The organism is Halomonas hibernica, from assembly GCF_013183775.1.
GTDB lineage: Bacteria > Pseudomonadota > Gammaproteobacteria > Pseudomonadales > Halomonadaceae > Vreelandella > Vreelandella citrativorans.
The window spans coordinates 138,543-164,247 of record NZ_VIFN01000002.1 but is presented as its reverse complement, the minus strand read 5'-3'; the positions used below and the strand labels follow the sequence as shown (position 1 = coordinate 164,247).

Sequence of the window (25,705 nt, the reverse complement as noted above, 5' to 3'; positions counted from 1 at the left end):
TCCCTTGTCTTCCTTATTAATGAGGCTCTACTCATGCTGTCGTCCCTGCGCTTGCGCATTCTGGTGATTACGCTGGTTGTGATCACTCTGGCCTTAACCATCAACGCTTTTGTCAACTATTCGACCCTACAAGCTCATAACGATGAGCAGGTCGCCCAACAGCTCGAATCCATCGCACAGGGTAACGCGCTGGCCATTGAGGAGTGGGTGACCGCCCGTGTAGCCATGCTGGAGGCAGCGCGCACGCCGGTGATGGATAACGACCCGCGCGCGCCGCTGGTGCAGCTAGCGAAATCTGGCGGGTTTCTGGCGGCGTTTTTTGGCCAGCCTGATGGCAGCCTTCTCTCGTCCGATGGTTGGATACCCGGTGATGATTACGACCCACGCGAGCGCGACTGGTACCAGACGGCGGTGACCCAGGATGACACTATCGTTTCGCTACCCTACGTGGATGCCAACAGCAATCAATTGGTCGTTACGTTCGCAACACCGGTCAAACGCGACGGCCGTCTTTACGGTGTCATCGGCGGTGATGTGGTGATTGATAATCTGGTTAACCAGGTCAACGCTATTCAACCCACCCCCTCAAGCTTCGCTTTTCTAAGTAGCGGTGGCGAGACGGTGATTGCGCACCCTGATGCAGCGCTAACGCTTGAACCGCTAAGCCAAATCAGCAATGCCTTAACGCCTAGTACCCTTCAACGGCTGAGCGCTACCCGGGGCATCTGGGAGCCTATTGACGTTAGCAGCCAGACCAAACGCTTGTCTGCAACATCAATCGCCGGTACCGATTGGGAGCTAGGTGTCGCGCTTGATGAGTATGAAGCGACCTCTGGCCTGCGCGCCATTCTAAGCTCTTCGCTGATCACCCTGCTGGTCATCATCGCCGTGACGACGCTGCTGCTAAGCCTGTGGCTCAAACGCACCTTTTCTGGCCTTGAGCGGGCACGGGATGCACTGGACGATATTGCCAGCGGCGAAGGAGACCTGACCCGCCGACTGCCAGAACATGGGCGTGATGAAGTCGCCCAGATAAGTGGTACCTTCAACCGTTTTGTCGGCAAAATGGAGGCTGTGTTGATCGATGTACGCACCAGCAGCGTATCGGTGCATCATGCAGCGAATGAAATCGCCATGGGTGGTCAGGACCTATCCCGCCGCACCGACAACACCGCGGCCAGCCTGCAGCAAACGTCGGCGTCTATTGAAGAGATCACCAGTACCGTACAGCACACCGCTGCCTCGGCTCAAGAAGCCAACAAGCTCTCGCAAACCGCCTCTGAAGTCGCTAATGAAGGCGGCCAAGTGGTCGCGAATGTAGTCACCACCATGGAAGATATTACCCAAGCGTCCGATAAAATCGGTGATATCGTTACGTTGATGAACAGCATTTCCTTCCAGACCAACCTGCTGGCGCTGAATGCCTCTGTGGAGGCCGCCCGAGCAGGCGAACATGGACGAGGTTTTGCAGTGGTCGCCGAGGAAGTACGCAAGCTTGCCAGGCGCAGCAGCGAAGCGGCCAACGATATTCAAAAACTGATTGAAGATTCACAAAGCAAAGTCAATAACGGCACTACGCTTGTTCGTAATGCGGGGGCCACCATGAAGGATATTGTGGCCCACATCACGCGCGTCTCGGACGTACTGGAAGAGATACGAGCGGCCACCAGCGAGCAAAGCGACGGTATCAACCAGGTCAACATTGCGGTTGCCGAACTGGACCGCATGACCCAGGAGAACGCCGCTATGGTGGAAGAGTCCACCACCGCCGCCGAGCAGTTAAAAGAGCAGGCTGATCATTTAGCCACCACCATTGGCAGCTTTAAATTATCGCAGCACGCATCAGCGCCCCTGGCATTACACTCGCCCAACGCGGTGACCGAGCATTGAGCACTTAAGGCACCGGCGGCAGCTCAATATCGTCACTGCGTTTAGCGCCTGCGGTCATTTCACGACACAGGCGCAGGAACTCACGCACGCCCGTGGTGAGGTATTTATGGCGGTGCCAGATAAAGGTGAACTGACGCTTTAAATCCAGCTCCGGCGTGGGAAGCGGTACCAGGCTTCCCCGCCGGAAGGCATCGCGTAGCGCTAGCCGCGAGACACAACCGATGCCAAGCCCCGACTCTACCGCCCGCTTAATCCCTTCCGTATGCTCCAGCTCCAGCAACGTATTAAACCGGCTGCGCCGGTGGCGTGCGGCGTGCTCTAGTGTCATGCGGGTGCCTGACCCCTCTTCACGCATGATCCAGTCTTCGCGCAGCAGTTGCTCAAGTTCGAGGTGCTCTTTTCCCGCCAGCGGGTGGCGCGGCGAGCAGAAAACACACAGCTCATCCTCAACCCAAGGCTGGCTGATGATCATTTCGTCATCGCACTGGCCTTCAATCAGGCCCAGATCCAGTGAATGCTGGCGCACGCTTTCGATAATATGGCGCGTATTACGCACCGAAAGGCGCACCCGGCTGCCTGGGTAACGCTGCATAAAATCACTGATCAGAAGCGTGGCCAGGTAGTTGCCAATGGTTAGTGTGGCCCCCACGTCCAGCGCCCCAACGCCTTGCTGGCCACGAAGAAGCTCTTCGATCTCCTCGCCGCGGTCAAGCAGTGCTACCGCCTTGGGCAGCAGTTGAAAGCCCAGCGCATTTAATTTTAACCGCTTTCCCATGCGGTCAAGCAGTTGGCAGTCGAACTGGCGCTCAAGCTCGGCAAGCGCCGTGCTGGTAGCCGATTGAGACATGGCCAGCGCACGCGCCGCTTGCGAGACGCTCTCGTGCTGAGCGACCGCGACAAAGACTTCCAATTGCCGGAGGGTATAGTGCATACAGGGCCTATATCGATTTTAAAGATAAGTGTTATCAATATAATTCGCTTAACAGATATATCACCTTTACTTAGAATTGATGACAACATATTTCATGATTTTTTATTCTTTTAAAGAATATAGATGCTGTGATTTCCTGCCAGCATCGCTATAGGGAGACATTGGTATGAGTAAGTTTGCTCTGGAAGAAGTTCTCAGCGTTCACCACTGGAACGATACCCTGTTTAGCTTCCGCACTACGCGCGAGCGCAGCCTGCGTTTTAAAACCGGCCAGTTTGTCATGATCGGTCTGGAAGTGAACGGCAAACCACTGATGCGTGCTTACTCCATCGCCAGCCCGAACTATGAGGATCACCTTGAGTTTTTCAGCATCAAGGTACCCGATGGCCCGCTGACCTCACGCTTGCAGCATCTGAAAGTAGGCGATCAAATCATGGTCAGCCGTAAGCCGACCGGTACGCTGGTGTGCGACGACCTGCTGCCGGGCCGCAACCTGTATATGCTCTCGACCGGAACGGGCCTTGCACCGTTTATGAGCCTGATTCAGGACCCGGAAGTGTATGAGCGCTATGAGAAAGTCGTGCTGGTGCACGGTGTGCGTGAAGTATCTGAGCTGGCCTACGCTGATTTTATTACCAAAGAGCTGCCTGCCCACGAGTATCTGGGCGAAGATATTACCAATAAGCTGGTCTATTACCCCACGGTAACCCGTGAAGAGTTCCATACCATGGGCCGCTTAACCGACCATATCCGCAGCGGTAAAATCTTCGAGGATACCGGCCTTCCGCCGATCGACCCGCGCCAGGACCGCGCCATGATTTGTGGCAGCCCCGCGATGCTGGATGACACCAGCGCACTGCTGGATGAGCTGGGGCTGAATATCTCACCGCGTATGGGTGAGCCGGGTGATTATGTGATCGAGCGTGCGTTTGTTGAGAAGTGATGGATTGGCGAGGCGTGAAGAGTGAGGTGTGAATAGTCGAACCAGATCACTGCCCCCTCATACGTCACTCGCTGATAAAAAGCCCTGCGGAGATACTCTGCAGGGCTTTGATTCATGACTTACTACTTATCCCTCACGACTCACCCTTCACCCGCTTAAACCGCGTCTTTACCCGTTTCGCCGGTACGAATACGAATGACCTGCTCAAGCGGCATCACAAAGATTTTACCATCGCCGATTTTACCCGTGTTGGCGACTTGGGTAATCGCATCAATTACCTGCTCAACCATATCGTCATCGACAGCGACTTCCAGCTTCACTTTGGGCAGGAAATCCACCACGTACTCAGCTCCACGATAAAGCTCCGTGTGGCCCTTTTGACGACCAAACCCTTTTACTTCTGTGACAGTAATGCCCTGCACGCCGATATCGGAGAGCGATTCGCGTACGTCATCAAGCTTAAACGGCTTGATAATGGCTGAGATCAATTTCATTGCGACATCCTCTAGCTTGGTGGCCATTGTCTTGTCTATTGGGTGCGGCGAAAGCCAGCCACCTCTGGTGCTAAGCATACACCGCTACAGGCGGAGAATAAAAAGGCCTTCCCCGAAAGGAAGGCCATAAAGGAGCACGCCAGCTCACTTGCTTAGTATTATGCTTATTTCTTAACGCTAAACTCAGGGTAGGCTTCAAGACCACATTCCGCGATATCCACGCCTTCATACTCTTCTTCTTCGCTCACCCGGATGCCCATTATGGCTTTCAGCACCAGCCAGACCACCAGGCTTGTCAGAAACACCCAACCGAAGATACCCGCAATACCAATAATTTGAGCACTGAAGGACGCGCCATCATTGGTGATAGGCACCGCCAACACGCCCCAAATACCCGCCACGCCGTGAACAGAAATAGCACCGACCGGATCATCCAGCTTGAGCTTATCAAGCGATACAATCGCTACGACCACAATGGCACCGCCCACCGCACCGATAATGGTGGCACCTAATGCCGTTGGCGAGAGCGGGTCAGCGGTAATCGCCACAAGGCCTGCCAGCGCACCGTTAAGCGCCATGGTCAGGTCCGCTTTACGGAACCACAGTTTGGCCAAGACCAGCGCGGCAATCACACCGCCAGCAGCGGCCGCATTGGTATTGGCAAACACCTGGGCGACGTTGTTGGCCGACTCGATATCCGAGACTTTTAGCTCAGAGCCACCGTTGAAACCGAACCAACCCATCCACAAAATGAACGTACCCAGCGTTGCCAGCGGCATGTTGGCACCGGGAATGGCATGGATAGCGCCATCTTTACCGTACTTGCCTTTACGCGGCCCCAAAATCAGCACGCCCGCCAGAGCAGCGGCAGCGCCTGCCATGTGAACAATACCCGAACCGGCATAATCCGAGTAACCCACGCTGCTCAGCCATCCGCCACCCCAGGTCCAGTAGCCAGAAACCGGATAGATAAAGGCGGTCATGACCACAGCGAAGGCCAAAAAGGCCCATAGCTTCATGCGCTCAGCGACCGCACCGGAAACAATCGACATGGCAGTAGCCACAAAGACAACCTGAAAGAAGTAATCAGCGCGCATGGAGTAGTACGGCGCATCTTCGCCACCCGCCAGCACTGAATCGACGCTGTTCTCAGTACCCAGCAGAAAGCCCAGGCTTGGCAAGAAGCCGCCTTCGCCGCTGGAGTACATGAGGTGATACCCCACCAGCAGATACATGGTGCAGGCAATCGCAAACAGCGCGATGTTTTTCGTCAGAATTTCGGCGGTGTTTTTAGCGCGCACCATGCCCGCTTCAAGCATAGAGAAGCCCGCGGCCATCCACATGACCAATACGCCGCACATCAAGAAGTAAAACGTGTCGAGCGCGTAGCTCAGATCAGCCAGTTCGTTCATTTGTTAGTTCCCCGTTGAACTACGAAGTAGCCCGGTAAGCCCCTGTTTAAACGGCATCAACGCCGCGTTCACCGGTACGAATTCGGATAACATCGTCGAGCGGCGTGACGAATACTTTGCCATCGCCGATTTTTCCACTGTTAGCGGCATTACAAATGGCATCCATCACGCTTTCCAGGCGCGCATCGTCAACCGCTACTTCTACTTTTACCTTGGGCAGAAAATCGACCACGTACTCAGCACCCCGGTAGAGCTCGGTATGCCCTTTCTGACGCCCAAAACCTTTTACCTCTGTCACGGTAATGCCCTGCACGCCGTTGTCGGCCAGTGCTTCGCGGACATCGTCAAGTTTGAATGGCTTAATGATGGCGGTGATGAGTTTCATCCCATATCTCTCCTGCTGGATAAGTCCTGCTAGATAGCTAGCGGCATTGCCGCTGAAAATGGCGATGCTCTACTAATGCGCATACCGTGCCATTAGCTAATTTCTTATTAATTTTTAGTGACTTAACAAAACATAAGGCGCTTTTACGCACACCCTAAGATCGCGAAAGGCGTAGGGCGCAACCGATTGCACCAAAAAAGAACCGACGCGAACGGTTGGCGCACCATGACTGGGCAACGAGATAAACGAATAAATGCACCAATGCCATACGCAATACATGCGTACTGGCGGCGGGTTGCGTATCCTTAAAATAGTGCCCACTTTTAAAGCATCATTATTTAAGGAGAGAACCATGACGCCCCAGGATCGTATTAGCCGTTTGGCACAACAGATTGGCGACCGCTTACAAAATGCGTCACAAGCGCCGGAAGATATTCAGAAAGGCGTTCAACAGGTGGTTCGTGGTGCCTTTGATCGGCTGGAGCTCGTATCGCGGGAAGACTTCGATATCCTGATGGACGTTCTACAGCGCACGCGTTCACGGGTAGAAGCCCTGGAGAGGCAAGTAGCGCAGTTGGAAGCTACGATGGAAGCGAGTCAGCCTGAGAAGCACCTACCAGTCGCCACTAAGGCCACTGAAAGCGCTCAGCCCAACGCCGATACGGATGCGCCCGCTGCCCCAAAACCGGCTGCCAGCAGCACACTGAACGACGATAAGAAAAGCGATACGTAAGCACAGTGCTGGTAACGCCTGCCGCCACCAAAATGAGAACACCTATCATTGCGTTTTAATCTACTGATGGTAGGATCACGATGATTTACGCGTTCTCTGGATAACCCACGAACCGCTCCTCTTTCCAAGCGTCGCTCTTTTGGGCGGCGTTTTCTCGCTGGGTTGATCACTGGATTACCAAGCCGCAGGGTCCTTATTGATGCCAACCTTGACGTCGTTAACGCCATCGACACTTAGCCAACTGGGCCAAACGTTCGGCATTGACTACCTGTATGCCGGGGAGGGAATTGACGACCCCATTGCCCAAGGCAACGTCAGTGATTTGCCGCTCTCTTCTGCGCTGCATCTCACCCTGTCCGACCTTGCTGTTCGTCAACGCTATGTCTCCCGCTCTACGCAAACAGTGCCCTGGTTTCTAAGTATTGTTTTGGAAGGCTGGATTGACATCGCCCAAGGCCAGAAGCGGCTGACTATAGGCGCGGGGCAGGGGCTTTGCGCGCACTTTACCCCGCAGGCGCCGTTGATCGTTGAACAACCGGCACAGCCACGGCTGCGTACTCTCAATATTGCGGTACTGGCCACTATTCCTAATGCGTTGCCTAGCGCTCAAGCGCCTCAGCTGCATGCCTGGGCGCCACCTTCCACACTCTTTGCTCAGCTACGCGCCACCTGCGAAGCGCCACTGGACGACTGGCGGCATTCATTAGTCTGGCAGGGGCTTGCCCTCCAGCTTCTTGGGCACGGCTTACCCGCGCCGCCTGCCAGAGAGGGTAAACCTGCACGAGGCATCAAAGCCCGCGAACGCGAACAGCTTGCTCAATTACATGCCGAGCTGCGCAATAACCCAATGACCGATTACTGCCTGAGCGGCCTGGCTCGTCGTGCGGCGATGAGCTCCAGCAGCTTGCGCCAGAAATTTAGTGCACTTTACGGCTGCTCAATTTTTGATCACTTACGCCACTGTCGGCTTCAACAAGCCTACAGCCACTTGGAAAAAGGCTATAGTGTTCAACAGACAGCCCATGCCTGTGGCTATCGCCATGCCACCAATTTTACGACGGCTTTCAAACGCCACTTCGGTGTTGCGCCAACAGAAGTGAGCAGCAGGGCCAAAACACATTAAGCGCATCATCAACACTGGCATAACGCATAGCTGATTTGGCATATTGCATAGCTCAACAGGTTCTTAAAAGGCAATAATTCTCATTATTACAAACGGTAGAGAATTATTGTCATGCTTATGCTCCCGCACCGCTTTTCCTATCGCTACCTTGCACTGTCCATTGCCTTGGCAGGCGGCTCGGTATCTGCCGCCTACGCCCAAACATCACCGGATGCTGCTCATCAATTAACGACAGTTACGGTCACTGCTCAGCAGGCTGCCACCAAGGTAGAAACACCCTTTATCGAGACGCCGCAAAGTGTGTCAACCATTACCCAGAAGCAGATGGAAGAGCGTGGCGTAACGACCGTCCAGCGCGCAACCGACTACACGCCAGGCGTTTACTCCAACCAGGTGGGCGCTTCAAACCGCTTCGACTATTTAGTGTTGCGCGGTTTTTCCGATGGCAGCTTAAGCAATACGTTTCTGGATGGCCTGAAAGTGATGGGCGATGCCAACTCCCACAGTTCGATGCGTATCGACCCCTGGTTTTTGGAAAGCATCGAAGTCGTTCGCGGACCGGCCTCCGTGCTCTATGGCCGCGCCTCTCCGGGCGGCATGGTAGCGCTGAACAGCAAGCGTCCTGAGTTTGAGCAAGGCGGCGAGCTGCGCTTGCGAGTGGGCAACAACAATCAACGCAGCGCTGCGTTTGATCTCACCGGGCCGATTGGTGAGCAACAGCGGGTGGCTTTCCGCCTGACCGGTATTGCCAGCGGTGCGGACACCCAGTTCGGGTCCGCCGAAGAGCAGCGCTTTGCCATCGCGCCACGCCTGACATGGGACATGACCGACGACACCAGCCTGACGGTTGAAGCCTACCTGCAGGATGAACCTGAAGGCGGCTATCACTCCGGCGTGCCTTATGAAGGTGCCGTAACACCCCGCAACGGGCGTAAAATCAGCAATAATTTCTTTGACGGAGAAGAAGATTACGACGCCTACGAGCGCACCCAGCGTATGTTCGGCTACTCGCTTGAGCACCGCTTTAATGACCAGTTCACTGGCCGTCAGATGCTGCGTTACCTGAATTCGGACGTAGTACTCAATCAGGTATACGGCTTTGGCTGGACATCGCCCACTTCCAATGAATTAACCCGCTATTACTCCGGTAGCGACGAGTCCCTTGAAGCATGGACCATCGACAATCAGCTTGAAGCTCGATTTGATAGCGCTGCTATGGCGCATACACTGCTCTTTGGCGTGGACTACCAGCAGCGCGAAAACAATGTGTCATGGCCTTCCGGTGCCTTCCAGCCCATTAACGCCTTTGAGCCCGTTTATGGCGGTGATCCCGTCGCATTTTATACCCCTACTCGGGAACAACATAACATTGAACAGACCGGTGTTTATCTACAGGACCAAATTGCGCTCAATAACTGGCGCTTCACGCTGGGCGGACGCTATGACTGGGTAAGCATTGATAACACGAACAAGGATACCGACGCTTCAAGCTCACTAAACGATACTCAGCTTAGCGGCCGTGCGGGCGTGGTGTATCTATTCGATAACGGCGTAGCGCCTTACTTGAGTTACTCCACCGCGTTTACGCCCACAAGCTTTGTGGATGAAAGCGGCGATTTGCTCTCGCCCATGGAAGGCGAGCAGTGGGAAACCGGGGTGAAGTACCAACCCAGCGGTAGCGCCAACCAGTACAGCGCGGCCATTTTCCATATCAGCCAGGAAAACGTAGCCACCAAAGAGCAGCCCTCTGACCCTTACCGCGCCGTGGGTGAAATTGAGTCCCAAGGACTTGAGCTGGAAGCCCAGACCCAACTGACCGAAACGCTCTCGCTTCAGGCAGGCTATAGCTTTACCGATATTACCTACGCTAAAAGTGACGACGGCAACCAGGGCAACAATGCGATTTACTCGCCCCGGCACCAGCTACAGGCATGGGGACATTATGAAGCGAACAGCGGCTGGCTAAACGGCGTGGATGTAGGCGTTGGTGTGAGGCATTACGCGGATATCGCCGCAGACCGCGCAAACACCGAAACCGTACCCGACTACACGCTGGTCGATGCCACCATCGGCTACGACCTTAGCCATGTGGGCGTTAACGGCGTCGAAACCCGCCTTAACGTCAACAACGTACTGGATAAATCCTACGTAGCGTCATGCAACTCACTGGATTACTGCTACTTTGGCGCTGAGCGCGGGATTACAGCAAGCGTTCACTACCGTTTCTAAAAACTTAAGAGAGCCGCTAAGCCCCGTCGCCCTGTTTAACCACACGTCGTCGGGGTTTAGCTAACGACAAGCCTGCACGGCGTTGCAAGCAAGAAAGATTATCGTTTAAATACAGCTCTTCTTTCAAAATGGCTCTTCCTCATGCGCCGTACCGTGACGCTTTTTTTCGCCCGAGCCGCGCTTCTGCTCACCAGCCTGCTAGCGTTTACCAGCGCCCATGCCCAATTTGCCACGGTGGACTGGACCATTGCCGAGACGTTGGTGGCTATCGACGCGCCGATCAGCGGCGTGGCCCAACAGAAGGACTACTACGACTGGGTCGGCGAGCCGCGACTTCCAGAAGGTGTAACCGACCTTGGGCTGCGCACCCAGCCCAATTTTGAATTGTTGGCCCAGCTGGCTCCCGAGCAGATATTGATCTCGCCGATGTTTGCTGCACTCACGCCTCGTTTGGAGCGCATCGCACCGGTAACTTCCATTCCGCTTTACTCTCCCGGCGCCGATACCTGGCAGGAAATCCAGGCATTAACGCGCCAGTTGGGTGAGCTCACCGAGCGACAGCCCCAGGCAGAGCAATTAATTGCCGATACGCAAGCGCTAATGGCATCACTACGTGAAGCGCAACCTGACACCGCACCGCTATTGATGATGCAGTTTATGGATGCACGCCATGTGCGGATCTTCGGGGATAACAGCCTTTACAATGCGGTGCTTGAGCAGCTTGGCCTGGACAATGCCTGGGACCAACCCACCAACGCCTGGGGGTTCGCCTTAGCAGGTATCGAAGTGCTTGCCCGCTATTCAGAAGCGACGCTGGTAATTGTTGACCCGGTGCCCATGGGCGTAGAAGAAGAGCTGGCAGAAAGTGGCCTGTGGCAACAGCTGCCCGTTGTGCAAAGCGGCAACTTTTTGCGCCTGCCACCCGTATGGAGCTTTGGAGCGCTACCTTCCGCCCAACGCTTTGCCCGTGTGTTGTCTACCGCTTTGGACGACTTTTCCCGCCACAATCAGCCCACCCGTTAGAAATGGCGTCCGCACATCGCATCATCTCCCCGCTATGCTCATCACGCCTAAAGCCCTGCCTGCTATCAAAGTTTTCTTAGTTACGGTAAGTTAACTATTTTGATCAAGTAGAATTAGGAAATAAGCGAGGAAGCGGAATGACCTTAGCCATTGTGGCCACGCGTGCGGGCGTGGGCCTGGATGCACCAGCCGTCCATGTAGAAGTACATCTTGCCAACGGCTTACCGGGGCTTACGCTGGTTGGGTTACCCGAAACAGCAGTCAAGGAAAGCCGTGAACGCGTGCGTAGCGCATTGGTTAATGCCGGGTTTGATTTTCCCAACACCCGGCGCATTACGCTCAACCTGGCGCCTGCGGACCTTCCCAAGGAGGGAGGCCGGTTCGATTTGCCCATCGCACTCGGCATTCTTGCGGCCTCAGGCCAGATTCCAGTAGACGCGCTAGAAGGCATGGAGTGCGCGGGCGAATTGGCGCTGGACGGCAAGCTGCGCGCCGTACCCGGCATGCTTCCTTTCGCGCTGGCAACGCGCCGGGCCGGAAACGCTCTGATCATCCCTCGCGCCTGCGCCGACGAAGCCGCACTAGCCGGTGACTTACCGGTACTGCCAGCGGATACGCTTTGGCAGGTCGTTGCTCACCTACTTGGGCAGGAGAAAATCCCGCCCCACCGCCTGCCCGCCTCAGTAAAAACCACCGCGCCAATGGCCGATTTAGCCGATGTACGCGGCCAGCAACAGGCGCGTCGCGCGCTGGAAGTTGCCGCTGCGGGAGGCCACAATTTACTGTTCGCAGGCCCGCCTGGCACGGGTAAAACCATGCTGGCCAGCCGCCTGCCGGGCATTCTACCGCCGCTTTCCGAAGAAGACGCCTTGGCGGTCGCCGCCGTGCGCTCGGTATGTGGGCTGTCGCTGGATGCTGACTGGGGCAAGCGCCCATTTCGCCAACCGCATCATAGCGCCAGCGCCGCCGCGCTGGTGGGCGGTGGCTGTCATTTTCAACAATTGTTGCGACTAAACAATAATTACTGCGACAATCTCTATGTTGAGTTTACATAGAGCGCGCCCTTGTGACGGTTTCACTCAAACAATGCAGAACCTTTAGCTTTTCAGACGGCACTCTCAAAGACGAAGCTGAACGCTTGGTCGTTTGGTGGTATGGGCCTATCGAAAAAAATACCCGCTCAGAAAGCGTCCCTAAAATTTATGTATTTTTCAGACCCATTGATAAGAATAACAATTTAGGGAATGTGATTGAGCGAACGACGGTCTTAACACATGTCGGACTATTGAGGATCGGTTCTGTCTGGGAAAAGGGGGTGAGCAACTCTCGCATCGCGTTTGATGAGAGAACATTCCCCGTTTCATTTTCTCCAGGCGGCTGGCGGATAGTCTCTCTAGATGACTTACGCAAAGCAGGGCGCAGCCTCTATACCTCCTTTCATGATGAATACTATTTGCCACTGAACAGAGAGCAAAGATCTTATCTGATCGAATTTGACCTTCCAGATGGCAAACACTTGCTCATCCCTTGCACAGAATTTTTTACTCGCGTTTACGGTCGATCCTCTGAAATCAAGCGGGTGCTCGCCACTTACCCCTGGGAGGCGGTCAAAGAACGTCTTTATCGACCGCTTAATGCGCCTGCATCCCCAGGTACATGGCCTGTCAAATTTACGTATCGTGTTCATAAACACGATGCCATTTTGCTCGCGCATATGCTGTACGACCCCTATGCTGAACAGGCCGCCAGAAAAATTTATTCACAGATTGAAGCCCGCTTCCCCGAAGATAGGATACTTTTTGAGGTCACGCCTTGGTTCCAGGGAAGCGGGGAACTCTCTGTTTCTGGCGTTCCGATTGATGGTGGCAAGACATTTCTAGGGTTGCAGATATTAGGCTGTACTCAGCCTGACGGTGCCACGATCCATCGCGAAAGAGAGAAGTCAACGACAGTACCAGCCACCGATGGCGATGATGCTCCCACTCAATTTCCCTATCATCAGCTTCCAAACATCCCCGATGTCATTGACCTGACGGATGATGAAGAGCCAGACCATGGCTCTTCTTGGCTAGACCTTACTGAGGACGAATTCGTTATTTTAGGTAAGCCTCGCGTCGTCTTGGATAAACGATATACCCGAAAAAACGTGCCCGATACACGAGGCGTCCCCGTTCCTGGTGACGAAACGATTTTCTCCACTGGAGAGCCCTATGGGTCAGGGAAGGGAGTGGGACAAGCGTCTATTCACGCCCCCATTACACTGGAGTCGCAGGGCTTTCTACGTGATATGTGGAATGCGCTTCTCTATTTAAAATCAGCCTATCCTACAGCGATTCATAGCGTTAGCTGGTTTACCTTTGAAGATGGCTTCAGCACTTCCCCTGACCCTCGGTTAATTAGCCTCGAACCCTTAGGCATAGACGATGATGTAGAAACGTCCGTGGCCAATTGGGTCTATATGGACACTCAGACCAAGGTTCCTCGCGGGGTACTCGTCATCAAGGTGCATGTGTTAGATCAAGCGCTTTATCTCATGGAACTCCAACGCCGCCCGCCTAAACCCAGAAATGGCGGTAGGGAGGAAGGGTCAAAACCTCCGTCCTACAAAGGTTTGGTATTTACGCTGGATCACCAAGGCAGCTTTGAACACTGGTTGCGCCAAGTGCTGTCTAACGTGCGGCACGTTGAAGGTGTCGTTCAAAAACTCGTTCGTCACTGCCCAGGATTCGCCGATACGTTCAAGCACCCTAAAGCCAAAAATGAAAACGTTCCCTGCGAAGCTTCTGTGATGAATGCCTTCAGTAAAGTAGGCATCACCCGTGGTGATTTAACCTAACAGGCATCTATTCACTTATCAGCCTGAAATGTGTCACGAAGGCCATCGTGTATGGTGGTTATCAATGACAAACATGTGCCGATGCACATTTCTGAGATGATAGTGGGGATGGCTATGAGGTTCAGGCCCCTCCCATCCTTCATGCTCGTGTTGATGGTGCTCGTCGTGATAGTGAAGATGGCTATGACGTATAGGCGAGTGCTCATGCGCAATCTCTATTGGATCTCTACGAGGCCAAGCAAACGCAGCAAGCCCCGTCGCCGTTAAAGCCACGGTTCCGAGCATTGCGAACGTTCCGGTCATTCCCATATTCAGCCCTAACCACCCTGCCAACGGATAGGTGATCAACCAGCAACAGTGTGACAACGAGAATTGGGCAGCAAATAGCGCTGGACGATCCTCCGGCTGGCACGAACGCTTGAGCAAGCGTCCGGTAGGGGTCATGACCATCGACGCGCCTGCACCCAATAGCCACCATAGCCCGACCAGCCCCGCAAACGATGGGCCTAGCCAGCCCAAGTAGAGACTGAGCGCCATGATAATGCCACCCAACAGCATGACTGGTCGTTCAGGCAGTCGATCCAGTACCTTAGGTAGCAGTAAGGCCACCAGCATGGAACCCCCTCCTGCGGCAGCAAAGGCCAAAGCTACTTCTTTCTCGCCAAGCCCCAACATAGAGCGCACAAGCACTACCGTATTGACGATCTGCATCGCTCCGGCGGCAGAGACCGCCAAGTTCAACGCCAACAGACCGCGCAAGCGAGGTGTTTTTAGATAAATCCGTATGCCGTGAGAAACGCGACGCCAAACGCCGGGAATTTCTTCTAGCGGTTGTGACTCAGGTAACATCACCGATATAACCAGGGAGGCAGAGATCACGAACGCCAGAGCGTTGAGTACAAACAGGACATCAAAGCTCATCACCATCAGTAATGCTGCTGCCGCCATCGGGCTAAGAAGATTCTCTAAATCGTAGGCAAGGCGTGACAGGGATAATGCTCGCGTGTATTGCTCTTCGTCTTCTAGGATGTCTGGTATTGTCGCCTGGAAAACGGGCGTGAAGCCTGCTGAGCAAGCATTGAGTAGAAAGATCAGCACATAGATTTGCCACACTTCTGTAACGAAAGGCAGTGCGCAAACCACGGCTGCTCGCAGCAAGTCGAGGCTAACCAACAACGTGCGTCGAGGTAGGCGTGAGGCGTAAGCACCCACCAGTGGCGCAATGCCCACGTAGGCGACCATCTTAATTGCCAGCGCTGTGCCTAGTACGACACCCGCCTGCCCCCCAGCAAGATCATGAGCCAGTAACGCTAGGGCAACGGTGGTCAAACCGGTGCCAATCAGTGCAATGACCTGAGCGAAAAAGAGATGGCGATAGACGCGATGGGCGAGTACATCGAGCATAGAGCGTTCCTCAAGTGAGGGGGCTTAGATGTATTTACAGGTAGCGGGCAATGGCCTTGAACTCTTCAGCCCGCGCCCGCTGCGTTTGATCCTGAGAATCCAAGGCATTCTCTAGGCAGTGATCGATATGATCTAAAACCAAGGCACGTTTGGCCTGTTGAATAGCTTTCTCAACCGCATGAAGCTGCTGAGCAATGTCCAGACACTGGCGACCGTCCTCTATCATCTGCGTCACGCTCGAAAGGTGTCCCCGAGCCCGGTTCAAGCGCTTGATGATATCGGGATGTGACTGGTGTGTATGTATTGTCATTTTCTTTCCCTTATTCTATTCCTATCCCCCTGGAAGGGATGATAAACTATTGTTGCTACGCGGCGCTACGGCGTAAGCAAACTGTTATTTACTTTTTTTATCGTCAATTTTTGTCCTGGTTGCTTTAAATGCTCAATCGGCTGCGCCACCGCCTTGGCTATCTGACCCTGCTACTGCTGTTTTTGCCTAGCCTATTGCTTACCAGTGTGGGCGAAGCGAATGCGCATGGCGCAATGAGCATGGTCGGCGTTGAGTCATCTCACCATGAGAGTGTTCAGAAGGCCCATGGGCATACCCATGGGCATGAACACGATGACGGTCGTCACCTCTCTCATGAGAGCGGCAGTCACTTCCACGAACAAGCGGACCGGTTGGGGGCGAGCATTGCCATCGCGCCGAACGTCCGTCATGCCCTGCGGCTGGGCGAACGGCGCGGTATTCCCCTGCGTCGTGTCTACCGCTTGGAGCGGCCTCCACGGCCAGTCGTTGCTTGATGACTGGGGCCATCCATCGGATGGCCAAGACTAATGACAGACCCGTGGAGGTTGCATGTTTCCATCCCAAGTAAGGGGTGCGCTCGGCTTGCCTATAATGGCCCGACGCCACGCCTTAGCCTTTCTAACCCTGCTGTTAATGCTACTGGGCGCCAGTGGCGAGGCGCTTGCTCACGCGGTGGCCGAAGGTGACAAGGGCTACATCCAAGAGATCTATGGCGTTCATCTGATCTCGTTTATGTATCTCGGTGCCAAGCACATGGTAACGGGGTATGACCACATTCTGTTTTTGCTAGGGGTCATCTTTTTCCTCTACCGAATGCAGCATATCGCTATTTACGTCAGCCTCTTTGCCATCGGTCACTCGACGACCATGCTACTAGGGGTGTACTTCAATATCGGCATCAATAGCTACCTCATCGATGCCATCATCGGGCTCTCCGTTGTTTACAAGGCGCTCGATAACATCGGTGCGTATCAGCGCTGGTTCGGCTTTCAGCCCAACACCAAGGTAGCCACATCGGTGTTCGGTCTGTTTCATGGCTTTGGCCTGTCGAGCAAGATCATTGAGTACGATATCGCTCCCGATGGCCTCGTCCCTAACCTTCTGGCATTCAATATAGGCGTAGAGATCGGCCAGCTACTGGCATTGAGCGCTATTCTCATCGTAATGGGCTTCTGGCGACGCACTACTGGCTTCTTACGCCATGCGTATACCGCCAACGTCGCCATGATGTGTGCTGGTTTTATGCTGGTGGGTTATCAACTGACCGGCTATTTCATCGCCTAATTGAAGGAGTCCCTGATGTATAACACTGATCTTCCAACCCGTGCCGAACTACCATCAACGGGTCAGTTACTTCGCTCTACGCTAATAGCAGCGGTTATTGCCGTCGCTTTACTGATCACGGTTGTGTTACCTGCTGAGTATGCCATTGACCCCACCGGCGCTGGGCGCTTGCTGGGGCTGACTGAGATGGGAGAAATCAAGACCCAGTTAGCCGAAGAAGCCGAACTCGATCAGGCTAACGATCAAGCCAGCGCCCAACAAACTGCTCAAGCCACTGCACCTCAAGAGGCTGCTAGTGATAGCCAACCTTCGACCGCAACCGCTACTGCTGTGCCAACTTCAGACGTAGAGACGGAGCAGGTAGCCGCTTCGTTACCAGAAGGTCAAGAGATGGTGCAGACTGAAGCAAACGTAGCGCTTGCTGACGCTCCTGCCGCTGAGGAGACACCTTCCCAGGCAACTGAAGAAACTGCGGCATGGGGTGATGAGGTGACATTCACACTCACCCCGGGTGAAGGTACCGAGTATAAGCTAACGATGGAAGAAGGTGCTGTCGCGACATTCGCTTGGGCGTCCGACGGCGGGCCACTTAATTTTGACACTCACGGCGATGGCAATGGGAACTCCATCAGCTACGAGAAGGGGCGTGGCGTACCCGAAGATGAGGGAGAGCTGGAAGCTGCTTTCACCGGCAACCACGGCTGGTTCTTCCGTAACCGCAATGACAACGACGTGACCGTGGTCTTGCGTGTTGGGGGAGACTACGGGGAGCTGAAAGGTATGCTTTGATCCCCTTAACTGAACCGCTCCGGCCAAAAAGGCCGGGGCGGCCCCCATAGCGCACCTAACGACAAACAGCAAAGCTAACGTTTTACTCTTATACAATAGGCAGCCAGTAGCTCACGCCCTCCATGCTAACCCGAACCCCGTCCCCTGAATGCTCCACGGCCTGCTGACGGAGTACTTTTTTAGATACTTTCTTGTCATGAAAGTATTCCATGGCAGTGACGACCCATCGCTCCTTCCACTCCTCCCCTTGATCAGCTGACTTAGCCATTTGCATCATGGTGCGAGCCAACTTTTCTTTTCGCCGTTTTCCTGCCCGTTTCTCATCCACCCTAGGGGTCAGTGTGGTGGCATGTTGGCGATTTAAGAAATTGGTAAACCCCGTCACCGAGGCTGCTTGTCCGGGCACCGCACTCAAGTAACTGTCCACATCGCCCTGATTAGGTAGCCGCTGTCCCTCTCGGTCAGTATTGAGTAACAATGCGGCTGCCGCGCTTAGTGCAAAGCGTGCGGACGTATGGGACGTTCTGCCCGCCTCAATACGTGCTTCTAATTGCTGCCAATAGGTTTGCAGCACACTTTCTGATAACGAAGCGGACGGCATGGAACTGAGGTACGCCTGAATACGCCGTTTCTCCGAGCTTATGCGCTTGGCCTGATGATCCGGCTCAACCCCTTTCTCTTCATGCAACCAGCGCATAGGGAGCCTCACTCGCCGCAACCCCTCAGCCCCAAAGTGATGGAGCAGCTCCAGATAACTTGGTATGCGTGACCATGCCTGGTCGAGCTCAAGGAAGAATAATAAGAAGGTGTTGATCTTTAGTGCCGCTTTATGCGGTCCCGTGGTGCGAATCAACCATTCACCAAACTCCCCAAATGCCTCACTTAACGCTTTGGCACTGATGCCAGCTTGGCCAATAGTGACCCGCTTACGACATGTCCGCGTCCAGTAGCAGGGCTCACAGACATCGCCTCGCCCCGCTGGCATAGGATGACCACAAGATGGACAGGTAATCTCACCTTGTTCATAACAGGCCTTGCACAATGCATCACCGCTAGATGCCACCACTAATAAGCGATGTCGACGACACGCAGAGCAGGTACCGTGGTCTGCCGTCGCACAGCTTGGACATAAGCGATGGTCATTTCCCATACGAGTCACCCGGGTAAGACGTTGAGACGGCTTCCCACACGCCTCGCAAGGCTCTGATTCTCTAAAATAGGGAGCACAGGCGTTACAAACAGGGCCGTAGGGAGTGACCTTGCCGATGTTGTAGTCTGAACTGGCTTTCCCACATCGCGCGCACGGTTTGTCGACATCACACTGGCGACAGACGGCTTCTGGGTCATTCTTAGGCAGACGAGCTAACTCACCACATCGTGGGCACATTCGCCGCTTAAACACCCGAGCATAGCAAGTTGAGCAGTAACCATGCCCCTTATGGCGTCGCCACAATTTGGAGACTTCTCGACCACACTCATCGCAGTCTACCGTTTTGTGTTGCTTCAAGAGGTTGGCTCCGCTTTCATTCTCCGTTTTAAACGCGCCCATGAGGCTCTCACTGCGCGTTCCGACGTAGGGCGATGATCCGGTTGAGCGCGGCGGCGATGTGGCCCATGCGGGTGATGAGATAACCGTGATAACAACGGCAACAACATAACGGGGGGTGACTTTCGGGGATCATGAAGCGCACTCGTTTTGACATTACAATCGACCAGAGCGCTAAACGTTTTTTCAAGGCCTATACTTAGCAAACGCTCCACCGCCGCTAATAAAGCACAACGCTCGTTGACAGGCAGCAGCTCAAACGCCAACCCAGACACAGGCATTCGGCAATCCGTAACCGAAATGCCCAATGATAGAAGCGCATCGCCGAGGGGTGACGCAGGCCTCCGACTTGCACGCCGTACAACGCTAAGAAAGAAGGTCACCATAGAAAACCAATCGGCAGGTGCGATAGAGGCCTGCCTAAACGTCACGTTATCCGATTTTAAAACACGATCCGCCATCACTTGGAAACTGAACGCTTCAGGTAAATACGACGTGCACACCGCCTTCCTAAAATCGTCATGACACCGGCTGCACTGAGCTAAATGTTGATCTTCCGCTGACAGGCGATGGGGCTCTATCGGGGCCTTACATGCTGGGCACTCATCTATCAGCTGCACCCCATGAAAGCGGCACCCAATGTGCCAAGCGAATCGCCAGTGTCGGCGCAAGTAGGGGGTTGAGTCCTCTGCCAAGCACAACGTGCATACCTGTTGTCCTCCATAGCGGGTTCGATTGCGGCTGCCGAGTGCTAACAACCAGGGCCAAGTCCGCGTTTCCGGTAATGAGTAACCAGCCACTTTCTCACAATCGTCCCTCATCCCAGCCTTCTGAAAATCAGCGTAAGAGATCCCCGAGGCATTGACTAATGGGCGCATTCTGACGAGGGGAATTTCCCTATCAATATCCCTTATCCATATACGCCATGTTGGCCAAATAGCCCCAGTGAGCGACAAAGGATCACATCCCTGTCTCAACGCCGCCCGTACCAACCATGAAGAAAGGGATTCCTCAGGCAACAGAGGCACACTCAGCGCCCACGGCATTACAGCATCACTTCCCTAATGCCACGGGTTGGCCGCACCCACGATTTACTCTGAATAATTTTCTCATCGATGCGCTCAGCTCCAGACAAAATAGCGGCATTTGCACACTCAATCAGCAGCCGGTGCAGGTCACCCAAATTACCGCCAGAAATCGCGTGGAGCTGAGTAGCTAATTGTGGCTCATGCAGTTGGGAAGGGTGTTTGAGCGGTAGGATCTTCTCAAAGCCAGCAAGCAGCTTCTGAAACTCCTGATTGAGCTCCCACTTCGGTAATGCAACCACATCAAAGCGACTCGCATGCTGCGGATCTGAATGCAGCACACGCACAGCATCCTGCGTACCCACACCAACGATGGGAATCATCAACTCATTGCATAAGAGCTTAATGGCATTCATCGTTTCCCGCTGCTTGACGGCTCCACCGGTTAACAGTGAGTGGAACTCATCAATGATCAGCAGCCGCGTATGGCAAGCACGCAGTTGATGAATCACCTGGTAGCGCAGCTTGGGAACCGGGTCTGTAGGACGGTAGGGAGCCCAAAAGCTCTCTAGCACTGCGATATACAGACTTTTCTCATCGGCACTCGGTGGGGCTTGAGTGACGATCACGGGTTTCACCGGTTCTACGTCTTCATTCACATAGCCCTCACCGTACTGTTTACGAAACCGTTGAACGATGGTTGTCTTTCCGTTGTTGGAGTCACCCACGAGCAAAAGGTTAGGCATACGAGGGCGACTAGGCTTCTCCATCAGCCCACGCATGACCTCAATGACACGATTAGCCAATGGATACCCCAACCATCGCGGTTGATCCATAAACTCCATTCGCTCTTTAGCGGACAGCCCCAAGACATGACGAAGATCAGGATGAAGGTGTGTGCTCATGCTATGTCCCAGTTCACATCGATATCACCCGATAAGAGACCGTCTCCCTGAGTGGGTGATTCTTTGGGAGCTGCGGTTGAGTGTGCATGTAAAAGGGGATCAGCAGGCGTCACCTTTTTCTCATGCTCTTTACGTCGTTGTGCCTGACGGCGACTTCGCTTGGTACGTGCTTGCGACTCTTCCACATGGGTTCGCAGTTCACTAATAGCGCGTAGGATTTCAGACTCATTGACCGAGCTCCTGCCTTCCTGGCGAAGGCGCGCTTTGGCCTGGGCATGCTCCCAAACACTCATCGAGGGGAGGGCGAGATTTGCAAAGGGCACGCGAAAATAGTGCCCGAGCTCCGGGTCTTTGAACCAAATGACGCTAATGTCACGAGGGTCACGCCGAAACACAAAGGTGCGTTTCTTGTTTGGCGTATCTGGATCTTTGGCATTGATCCACGGCCTTAGCGCCTCATCGTAATAGTTCATGCCATCGATGGTCACACCAAAGGTCTGGATCGTGCGCTGAAAGCTGGGCAAAAAATCGAGCAATACAGAAAGTCTATCAGCAGGCCGTGGCGCTAAGCCCACTCCCTGCACGTCAGCATTGCCAAACACACCGATTTCCCATTTCCGCATCGGTGACATACCAATTCCAGAATGAAGACGCTGGTGGTAAACCTTACAAATCAACGTCACCAGCCACTCTTCAAACTCGCTTTTCGTCATGGCCGCGTGCTTCTCTGGATCGTACCCCTCTTTCTCTTTGATGGAGGAGAAGGTCGTCCCAGGCAGGTTATGGATCTCCTTGAGAAGAGAGCCCAGCAACCGCTCGATGTGGCCACCGTAACGAGGCTGCTTAACAGGCCGAAATTCAAGGTTGATCCCATGGGCTAGGCATGAGCGCCGAAACGTCTCTGAGCGAAAATCTGGGCCGTTATCGACATGAATCGTGGCAGGAGTGCCCCATACCGGCCACTCTGCCTTCACGTTATGCAGCAGCAACCATTCATCTTTAGGAAGCATGGAGTGAGCCACACACATGCCAACGGATGTTTCAGAGGGCGGGTCAAACGACAAGTAATATCCCGTGACTATGCGAGTACACACGTCCATGGCCAACGTAATCCATGGACGGCCAATCGGTTTGCGATGCACGTCATCAACCAAAATAATATCGGCAGGCGTGTGGTCAATCTGCATGACGGCTAACGGATAATCCGCATTGGGAAACTTCCCGGCAGCCGGCTGAAACTTATTAATCGCTTTTTCTCTAAAGCCATGGCCACGCAATCGGTCGCGCTCTGGGATGTCACGCAGACGAGCACGAACGGTACCAGGGCTCGGCGGATCAATGCGCCGCTCGTGGCAGCGACGCATGACCTCCTGTACCGCCTTTTGTGCTGAGGGACGCTGCAGCGTCAAATACACGTCTTTGATGACTTCCTGAATCACCGCCTCAGCATGCGCGGGTATACGCGACTTCCCCTTCTTCCACCCTGGCTTTTGAGGAATCAAGGCGAGTACCGAGCCCGTTGCCCTGTACCGCTTCAGCCAGCGGTAGATCGTGGCCGTATCCACTCCCGTTTGTTTAGCACGTTCCTCCGCTGCATCTCGCCCTACGGTATGGCGATCCACCAAGGGCTTAATGATGGAAAAACGATGCTCGGCCTCCCGCCAATCAGCATCCCCAATCTCGGACATATCCTGCTCAGGCGGAGCAGACTCGCTATTGAGAGGCGTTAATTCACTGATGCGAAGCGGGCAACTACGCCCGGACTCAACGGCAATACCAATGACCGTCTCAAAATCGAGCACCTGAGAAATTCGGTAAACGGTGCCATCTTTCTGAACCTGCTCGCCCACCGTGATCTGCAAGTGCTGGCGTGTTTGGGCGACGCCGCTACTGGGTTCAGCTGTGTTGTCACGATGATTATTCATAATCGGGTACCCACACCTCTGATAGAAGGCTAAAGGATTGAGCCATATCGCAATCTAGCTGCCGAGTCGCCAGCAGGTGCCATAAGTGTGCAATTCCCTCTGCCCGATAAATTTCACCCATGAAGTGCCGAGACAGCAGGTAATCCAAGGTCGCTACCCCCATCTCCCTCACCGTATTGAGCACTGCCTGGCTTTCAACAGAGGGAAACACCATTCGTTTGTAACGCGCCAAGAAAGTGATGTTGTCCAGGGTCTTATCACGAATGCGGCTCTCATCATGAATGCTAAACGACCATCCCTCGTTGCTAGCATGCCGCATCGCCGCCTTCCATTTAGGCGACCATTCACGCCAATGTGCTTGCCACTTTTCCCGTGGTTTGACCTCCACCAAGAGAGGTTTGGGGTAATCCCTGTAATGACGGTTACCGAGACGGTAATAAACCAAATAATCAGGCGTGTAGGTGTAACACCTACCGGTCACGGGATGATGAAACGGAATCTCGCACGGCTGGGAAATCACACCAAGGACGCTTACATCAAAGTCAGCCTTGATGAGGAAATCACGTTCAAGCGTCGACTCGAACGCAATAGACTCCTCCCCGCGAAAGGCATAGTAGCCAGACACGCTTCGACGGGTAGGGCCGATGTTACGAACAGATGTAGGCAGTGGCATGAGCAGTCGCACCAAATATTAAATAAAACGCAGCCTGTCGCAGCAATTTCTATTAATTCTGTCGCATTCAATCCTGTACAGACTACCATAATAGCCCGATATTACGCGCTGAGGGTCGCATTAATTGCTGAAAATGACAGTGGCTCAAAACCCAAACCAGGAGAAATCTCGCTTGCCCATCACGGTGTGCTTTTTTTAGACGAGCTGCCGGAGTTCTCCCGCAACGTGTTAGAAGTTCTGCGCCAGCCACTGGAAACAGGCGAAATACATCTGGCCCGGGCCAGCCATGAACGCCGATACCCAGCTCAGTTTCAACTGGTAGCCGCTATGAATCCTTGCCCTTGCGGGCATTTGGGCGATCCACGCCAACGTTGCCAATGTACCGCCAGCCAGATTCAGCGCTACCAGGCGCGGCTTTCCGGCCCGCTGTTGGATCGTATTGATCTACAGGTCGAAGTTCCCGCGCTACCGCCTGAACAACTCACCGCCCAGACCCAGGGCGAATCATCAGAAGCAGTGCGCGAGCGCGTGATGGCCGCAAGAGAGCGACAAATGGCGCGCGGCGCACTCAACAGCCAGTTAAGCGGTAAAGCCCTGGAAGCCGCCTGCGCACTTGACGATGAAGAGCGCGCCTGGCTTGCCAGCGTTCTGGAAAAGCTCAAGCTCTCCGCCCGCGCCTACCACCGCGTGCTGCGCGTAGCACTGACGCTGGCTGACCTACAGGGCGAGCCCAAGCCCACCCAACCGCACCTGATCGAGGCCATTGGCTATCGGCAGCTGGATAGGCTGTTGAAGGGTGCTTAATGAAGTGGCTGAGCAGCGTATATAGTTCTCTGAATTAGGCATTGCCTGTCAGGTCATCAAATTATAGGTATGTCATTGCTTACCTGGCAGCGAAAAATCCAGGCACTTCTTATCAATCAACGTTTCCAGTGCTACTACAACAGGGCTTTCAGAAGCGGTAACAAGGATAAGCGGGCAATTGGATGCAATATCTGCCAAGGGGACTGAGACTAAACTGGACGAAATTTCAGCCACACTCTTAGGCAGCACGGCTATGCCAATCCTGGCCATGGCGAAGCAAAGCATGCTTGAAATATCAGGCACCTCTAAAGCATTCGCCAATGATAGCCCGGCACTCTCTGACAAGCATTCGATCTGACGTCGAAGAAAGGTTTGCTGGGTGGCAGGTTGTAAAAGTAATCGCTCGTTACTTAGGTCTTTAAGAAAGAGTCGATGGGCTTGGGCAAGATGGTGGTCTGGATGGATGAGGACATAAAGTGGCTCTTCTCCCAAGAGATGTTTTCTCAAGCCCTTGGTAGCAGTTTCAGGTATATCTGCTCTTAAAACAGCCGCATCCAGATGGCCCGAACGCAGCGAGGAAAGGTGGTCAAGCGCATTTCCGTAATGAAGCTGAAGTGTAAGATGAGGCCTTTTTTCAAGCACTGTGGCCAGCGCTGAGGTAAACACTGGCGAAAAAATAGCGCTAGCGGAGTAACCTATGTGGAGAGAACCTGCTTCACCGGCATCAGCTTGTCGAACAAGGCTCAGGCTTTGCCTTGCCGATGATAAAAGATTAATCGCCTCTATCAAGAAAACCTCACCTGCACGCGTTAGCTGTACCCCATGCGTATTTCTTAAAAATAGTTTTACATCTAGCACCTCCTCTAAATTTTTTATTGTTTGACTAAGTGGCGACTGAGTTATGTGTAAACGCTCGGCCGCCCGCCTAAAGTTAAGCTCCTCTGCTACTGCCACAAAATAACGTAACTGTTTAAGCTCAAACATAAAACCACTCACCGTGAGATAAAAAAAGACATTCCATCTAAACAAAAACCTATATAG

The 25,705-nt window shown here is 53.9% G+C and carries 22 protein-coding genes and 2 pseudogenes; 12 read left to right on the top strand and 12 right to left on the bottom strand.

The genetic code is table 11. The features are described from left to right. The first annotated feature begins 33 nt into the window (after positions 1–33). The gene (locus FKN99_RS05100; protein WP_172116900.1) at positions 34–1,890 is read left to right on the top strand and encodes a methyl-accepting chemotaxis protein; all 1,857 of its coding nucleotides are present in this window, start codon (positions 34–36) and stop codon (positions 1,888–1,890) included. A gap of 4 nt (positions 1,891–1,894) precedes the next feature. Here the strand turns inward: FKN99_RS05100 and FKN99_RS05095 are convergent, their stop codons facing one another. Further along, a complete protein-coding gene (locus tag FKN99_RS05095) occupies positions 1,895–2,821 on the bottom strand; it encodes a LysR family transcriptional regulator (protein ID WP_172116899.1) in 927 nt (308 codons plus the stop codon). Positions 2,822–2,987: 166 nt separating this feature from the next. On the opposite strand from FKN99_RS05095, the gene FKN99_RS05090 reads away from it, so the two are divergent. Beyond that, entirely contained in the window at positions 2,988–3,764 is a 777-nt protein-coding gene (locus tag FKN99_RS05090; protein ID WP_087110558.1) for a ferredoxin--NADP reductase, read from the top strand. A gap of 155 nt (positions 3,765–3,919) precedes the next feature. On the opposite strand, the gene glnK is transcribed toward FKN99_RS05090, so the two are convergent. The 3 genes from glnK to FKN99_RS05075 form a co-directional block, all read right to left on the bottom strand. Next, on the bottom strand, positions 3,920–4,258 hold the full coding sequence (glnK, locus tag FKN99_RS05085) for a P-II family nitrogen regulator (protein WP_027337179.1): 339 nt from the start codon (positions 4,256–4,258) through the stop codon (positions 3,920–3,922). Positions 4,259–4,422: 164 nt separating this feature from the next. Further along, the gene (locus FKN99_RS05080) at positions 4,423–5,670 is read right to left on the bottom strand and encodes an ammonium transporter (RefSeq protein WP_172116898.1); all 1,248 of its coding nucleotides are present in this window, start codon (positions 5,668–5,670) and stop codon (positions 4,423–4,425) included. Between the two features lie 46 nt (positions 5,671–5,716). Then, positions 5,717–6,055, bottom strand: coding sequence for a P-II family nitrogen regulator (locus FKN99_RS05075; RefSeq protein WP_172116897.1), 339 nt, complete (start codon positions 6,053–6,055; stop codon positions 5,717–5,719). A 352-nt stretch (positions 6,056–6,407) separates the two neighbouring features. Between FKN99_RS05075 and FKN99_RS05070 the strand changes: the two genes are divergently transcribed. The 6 genes and pseudogenes from FKN99_RS05070 to FKN99_RS05045 all read left to right on the top strand — a co-directional run bounded on the left by FKN99_RS05070 (position 6,408) and on the right by FKN99_RS05045 (position 13,999). After that, positions 6,408–6,788 (top strand): accessory factor UbiK family protein, encoded by a 381-nt coding sequence (locus tag FKN99_RS05070; RefSeq protein ID WP_172116896.1) that lies wholly within the window; start codon positions 6,408–6,410, stop codon positions 6,786–6,788. A gap of 199 nt (positions 6,789–6,987) precedes the next feature. Next, positions 6,988–7,911 carry a helix-turn-helix transcriptional regulator gene (locus tag FKN99_RS05065; RefSeq protein WP_172116895.1) on the top strand — a complete coding sequence of 308 codons (924 nt, stop codon included), beginning with the start codon at positions 6,988–6,990 and terminating at the stop codon, positions 7,909–7,911. 111 nt (positions 7,912–8,022) lie between these two features. Then, complete coding sequence (locus FKN99_RS05060; protein ID WP_172116894.1) at positions 8,023–10,140, top strand: TonB-dependent siderophore receptor; 2,118 nt, start codon at positions 8,023–8,025, stop codon at positions 10,138–10,140. Positions 10,141–10,281: 141 nt separating this feature from the next. Then, positions 10,282–11,163 (top strand): ABC transporter substrate-binding protein, encoded by an 882-nt coding sequence (locus tag FKN99_RS05055; protein WP_172116893.1) that lies wholly within the window; start codon positions 10,282–10,284, stop codon positions 11,161–11,163. Between the two features lie 137 nt (positions 11,164–11,300). Further along, positions 11,301–12,149, top strand: a pseudogene (locus FKN99_RS05050) (YifB family Mg chelatase-like AAA ATPase); the annotation flags it as partial. Positions 12,150–12,229: 80 nt separating this feature from the next. Further along, positions 12,230–13,999 (top strand): hypothetical protein, encoded by a 1,770-nt coding sequence (locus FKN99_RS05045; protein ID WP_009286194.1) that lies wholly within the window; start codon positions 12,230–12,232, stop codon positions 13,997–13,999. Positions 14,000–14,032: 33 nt separating this feature from the next. On the opposite strand, the gene FKN99_RS05040 is transcribed toward FKN99_RS05045, so the two are convergent. Then, entirely contained in the window at positions 14,033–15,403 is a 1,371-nt protein-coding gene (locus tag FKN99_RS05040; RefSeq protein ID WP_009286195.1) for an MFS transporter, read from the bottom strand. 34 nt (positions 15,404–15,437) lie between these two features. Further along, positions 15,438–15,713, bottom strand: coding sequence for a metal-sensing transcriptional repressor (locus FKN99_RS05035; RefSeq protein ID WP_051051813.1), 276 nt, complete (start codon positions 15,711–15,713; stop codon positions 15,438–15,440). Between the two features lie 128 nt (positions 15,714–15,841). Between FKN99_RS05035 and FKN99_RS05030 the strand changes: the two genes are divergently transcribed. From FKN99_RS05030 to FKN99_RS05020, 3 genes are read left to right on the top strand one after another with little or no spacing between them, the layout of a single operon-like run. Continuing rightward, positions 15,842–16,207, top strand: coding sequence for a hypothetical protein (locus FKN99_RS05030; RefSeq protein WP_039857633.1), 366 nt, complete (start codon positions 15,842–15,844; stop codon positions 16,205–16,207). 55 nt (positions 16,208–16,262) lie between these two features. Next, complete coding sequence (locus FKN99_RS05025; RefSeq protein WP_009286196.1) at positions 16,263–16,997, top strand: HupE/UreJ family protein; 735 nt, start codon at positions 16,263–16,265, stop codon at positions 16,995–16,997. Positions 16,998–17,012: 15 nt separating this feature from the next. Next, positions 17,013–17,786, top strand: a complete 774-nt coding sequence (locus FKN99_RS05020) for a hypothetical protein (protein ID WP_039857635.1) — start codon at positions 17,013–17,015, stop codon at positions 17,784–17,786. Positions 17,787–17,874: 88 nt separating this feature from the next. On the opposite strand, the gene FKN99_RS05015 is transcribed toward FKN99_RS05020, so the two are convergent. The 5 genes from FKN99_RS05015 to FKN99_RS04995 form a co-directional block, all read right to left on the bottom strand. Continuing rightward, complete coding sequence (locus FKN99_RS05015; RefSeq protein WP_236614920.1) at positions 17,875–18,936, bottom strand: hypothetical protein; 1,062 nt, start codon at positions 18,934–18,936, stop codon at positions 17,875–17,877. A 353-nt stretch (positions 18,937–19,289) separates the two neighbouring features. Further along, a complete protein-coding gene (locus FKN99_RS18085) occupies positions 19,290–20,378 on the bottom strand; it encodes a TniQ family protein (protein ID WP_083868672.1) in 1,089 nt (362 codons plus the stop codon). Then, positions 20,378–21,262: a TniB family NTP-binding protein gene (locus FKN99_RS05005; protein WP_172116892.1), complete on the bottom strand. Its 885-nt coding sequence runs from the start codon at positions 21,260–21,262 to the stop codon at positions 20,378–20,380. Before FKN99_RS05005 ends, FKN99_RS18085 begins: the two co-directional genes overlap by 1 nt. Beyond that, positions 21,259–23,187, bottom strand: coding sequence for a Mu transposase C-terminal domain-containing protein (locus tag FKN99_RS05000; RefSeq protein ID WP_172116891.1), 1,929 nt, complete (start codon positions 23,185–23,187; stop codon positions 21,259–21,261). The genes FKN99_RS05005 and FKN99_RS05000 overlap by 4 nt, the downstream gene beginning before the upstream one ends. Continuing rightward, positions 23,180–23,860, bottom strand: coding sequence for a TnsA endonuclease N-terminal domain-containing protein (locus FKN99_RS04995; protein ID WP_172116890.1), 681 nt, complete (start codon positions 23,858–23,860; stop codon positions 23,180–23,182). The genes FKN99_RS05000 and FKN99_RS04995 overlap by 8 nt, the downstream gene beginning before the upstream one ends. A gap of 141 nt (positions 23,861–24,001) precedes the next feature. On the opposite strand from FKN99_RS04995, the pseudogene FKN99_RS04990 reads away from it, so the two are divergent. Next, positions 24,002–24,664, top strand: a pseudogene (locus FKN99_RS04990) (ATP-binding protein); the annotation flags it as partial. Between the two features lie 72 nt (positions 24,665–24,736). Here FKN99_RS04990 and FKN99_RS04985 read toward each other — a convergent pair. Then, positions 24,737–25,648 (bottom strand): LysR family transcriptional regulator, encoded by a 912-nt coding sequence (locus FKN99_RS04985; protein ID WP_172116889.1) that lies wholly within the window; start codon positions 25,646–25,648, stop codon positions 24,737–24,739. Positions 25,649–25,705 lie beyond the last annotated feature (57 nt).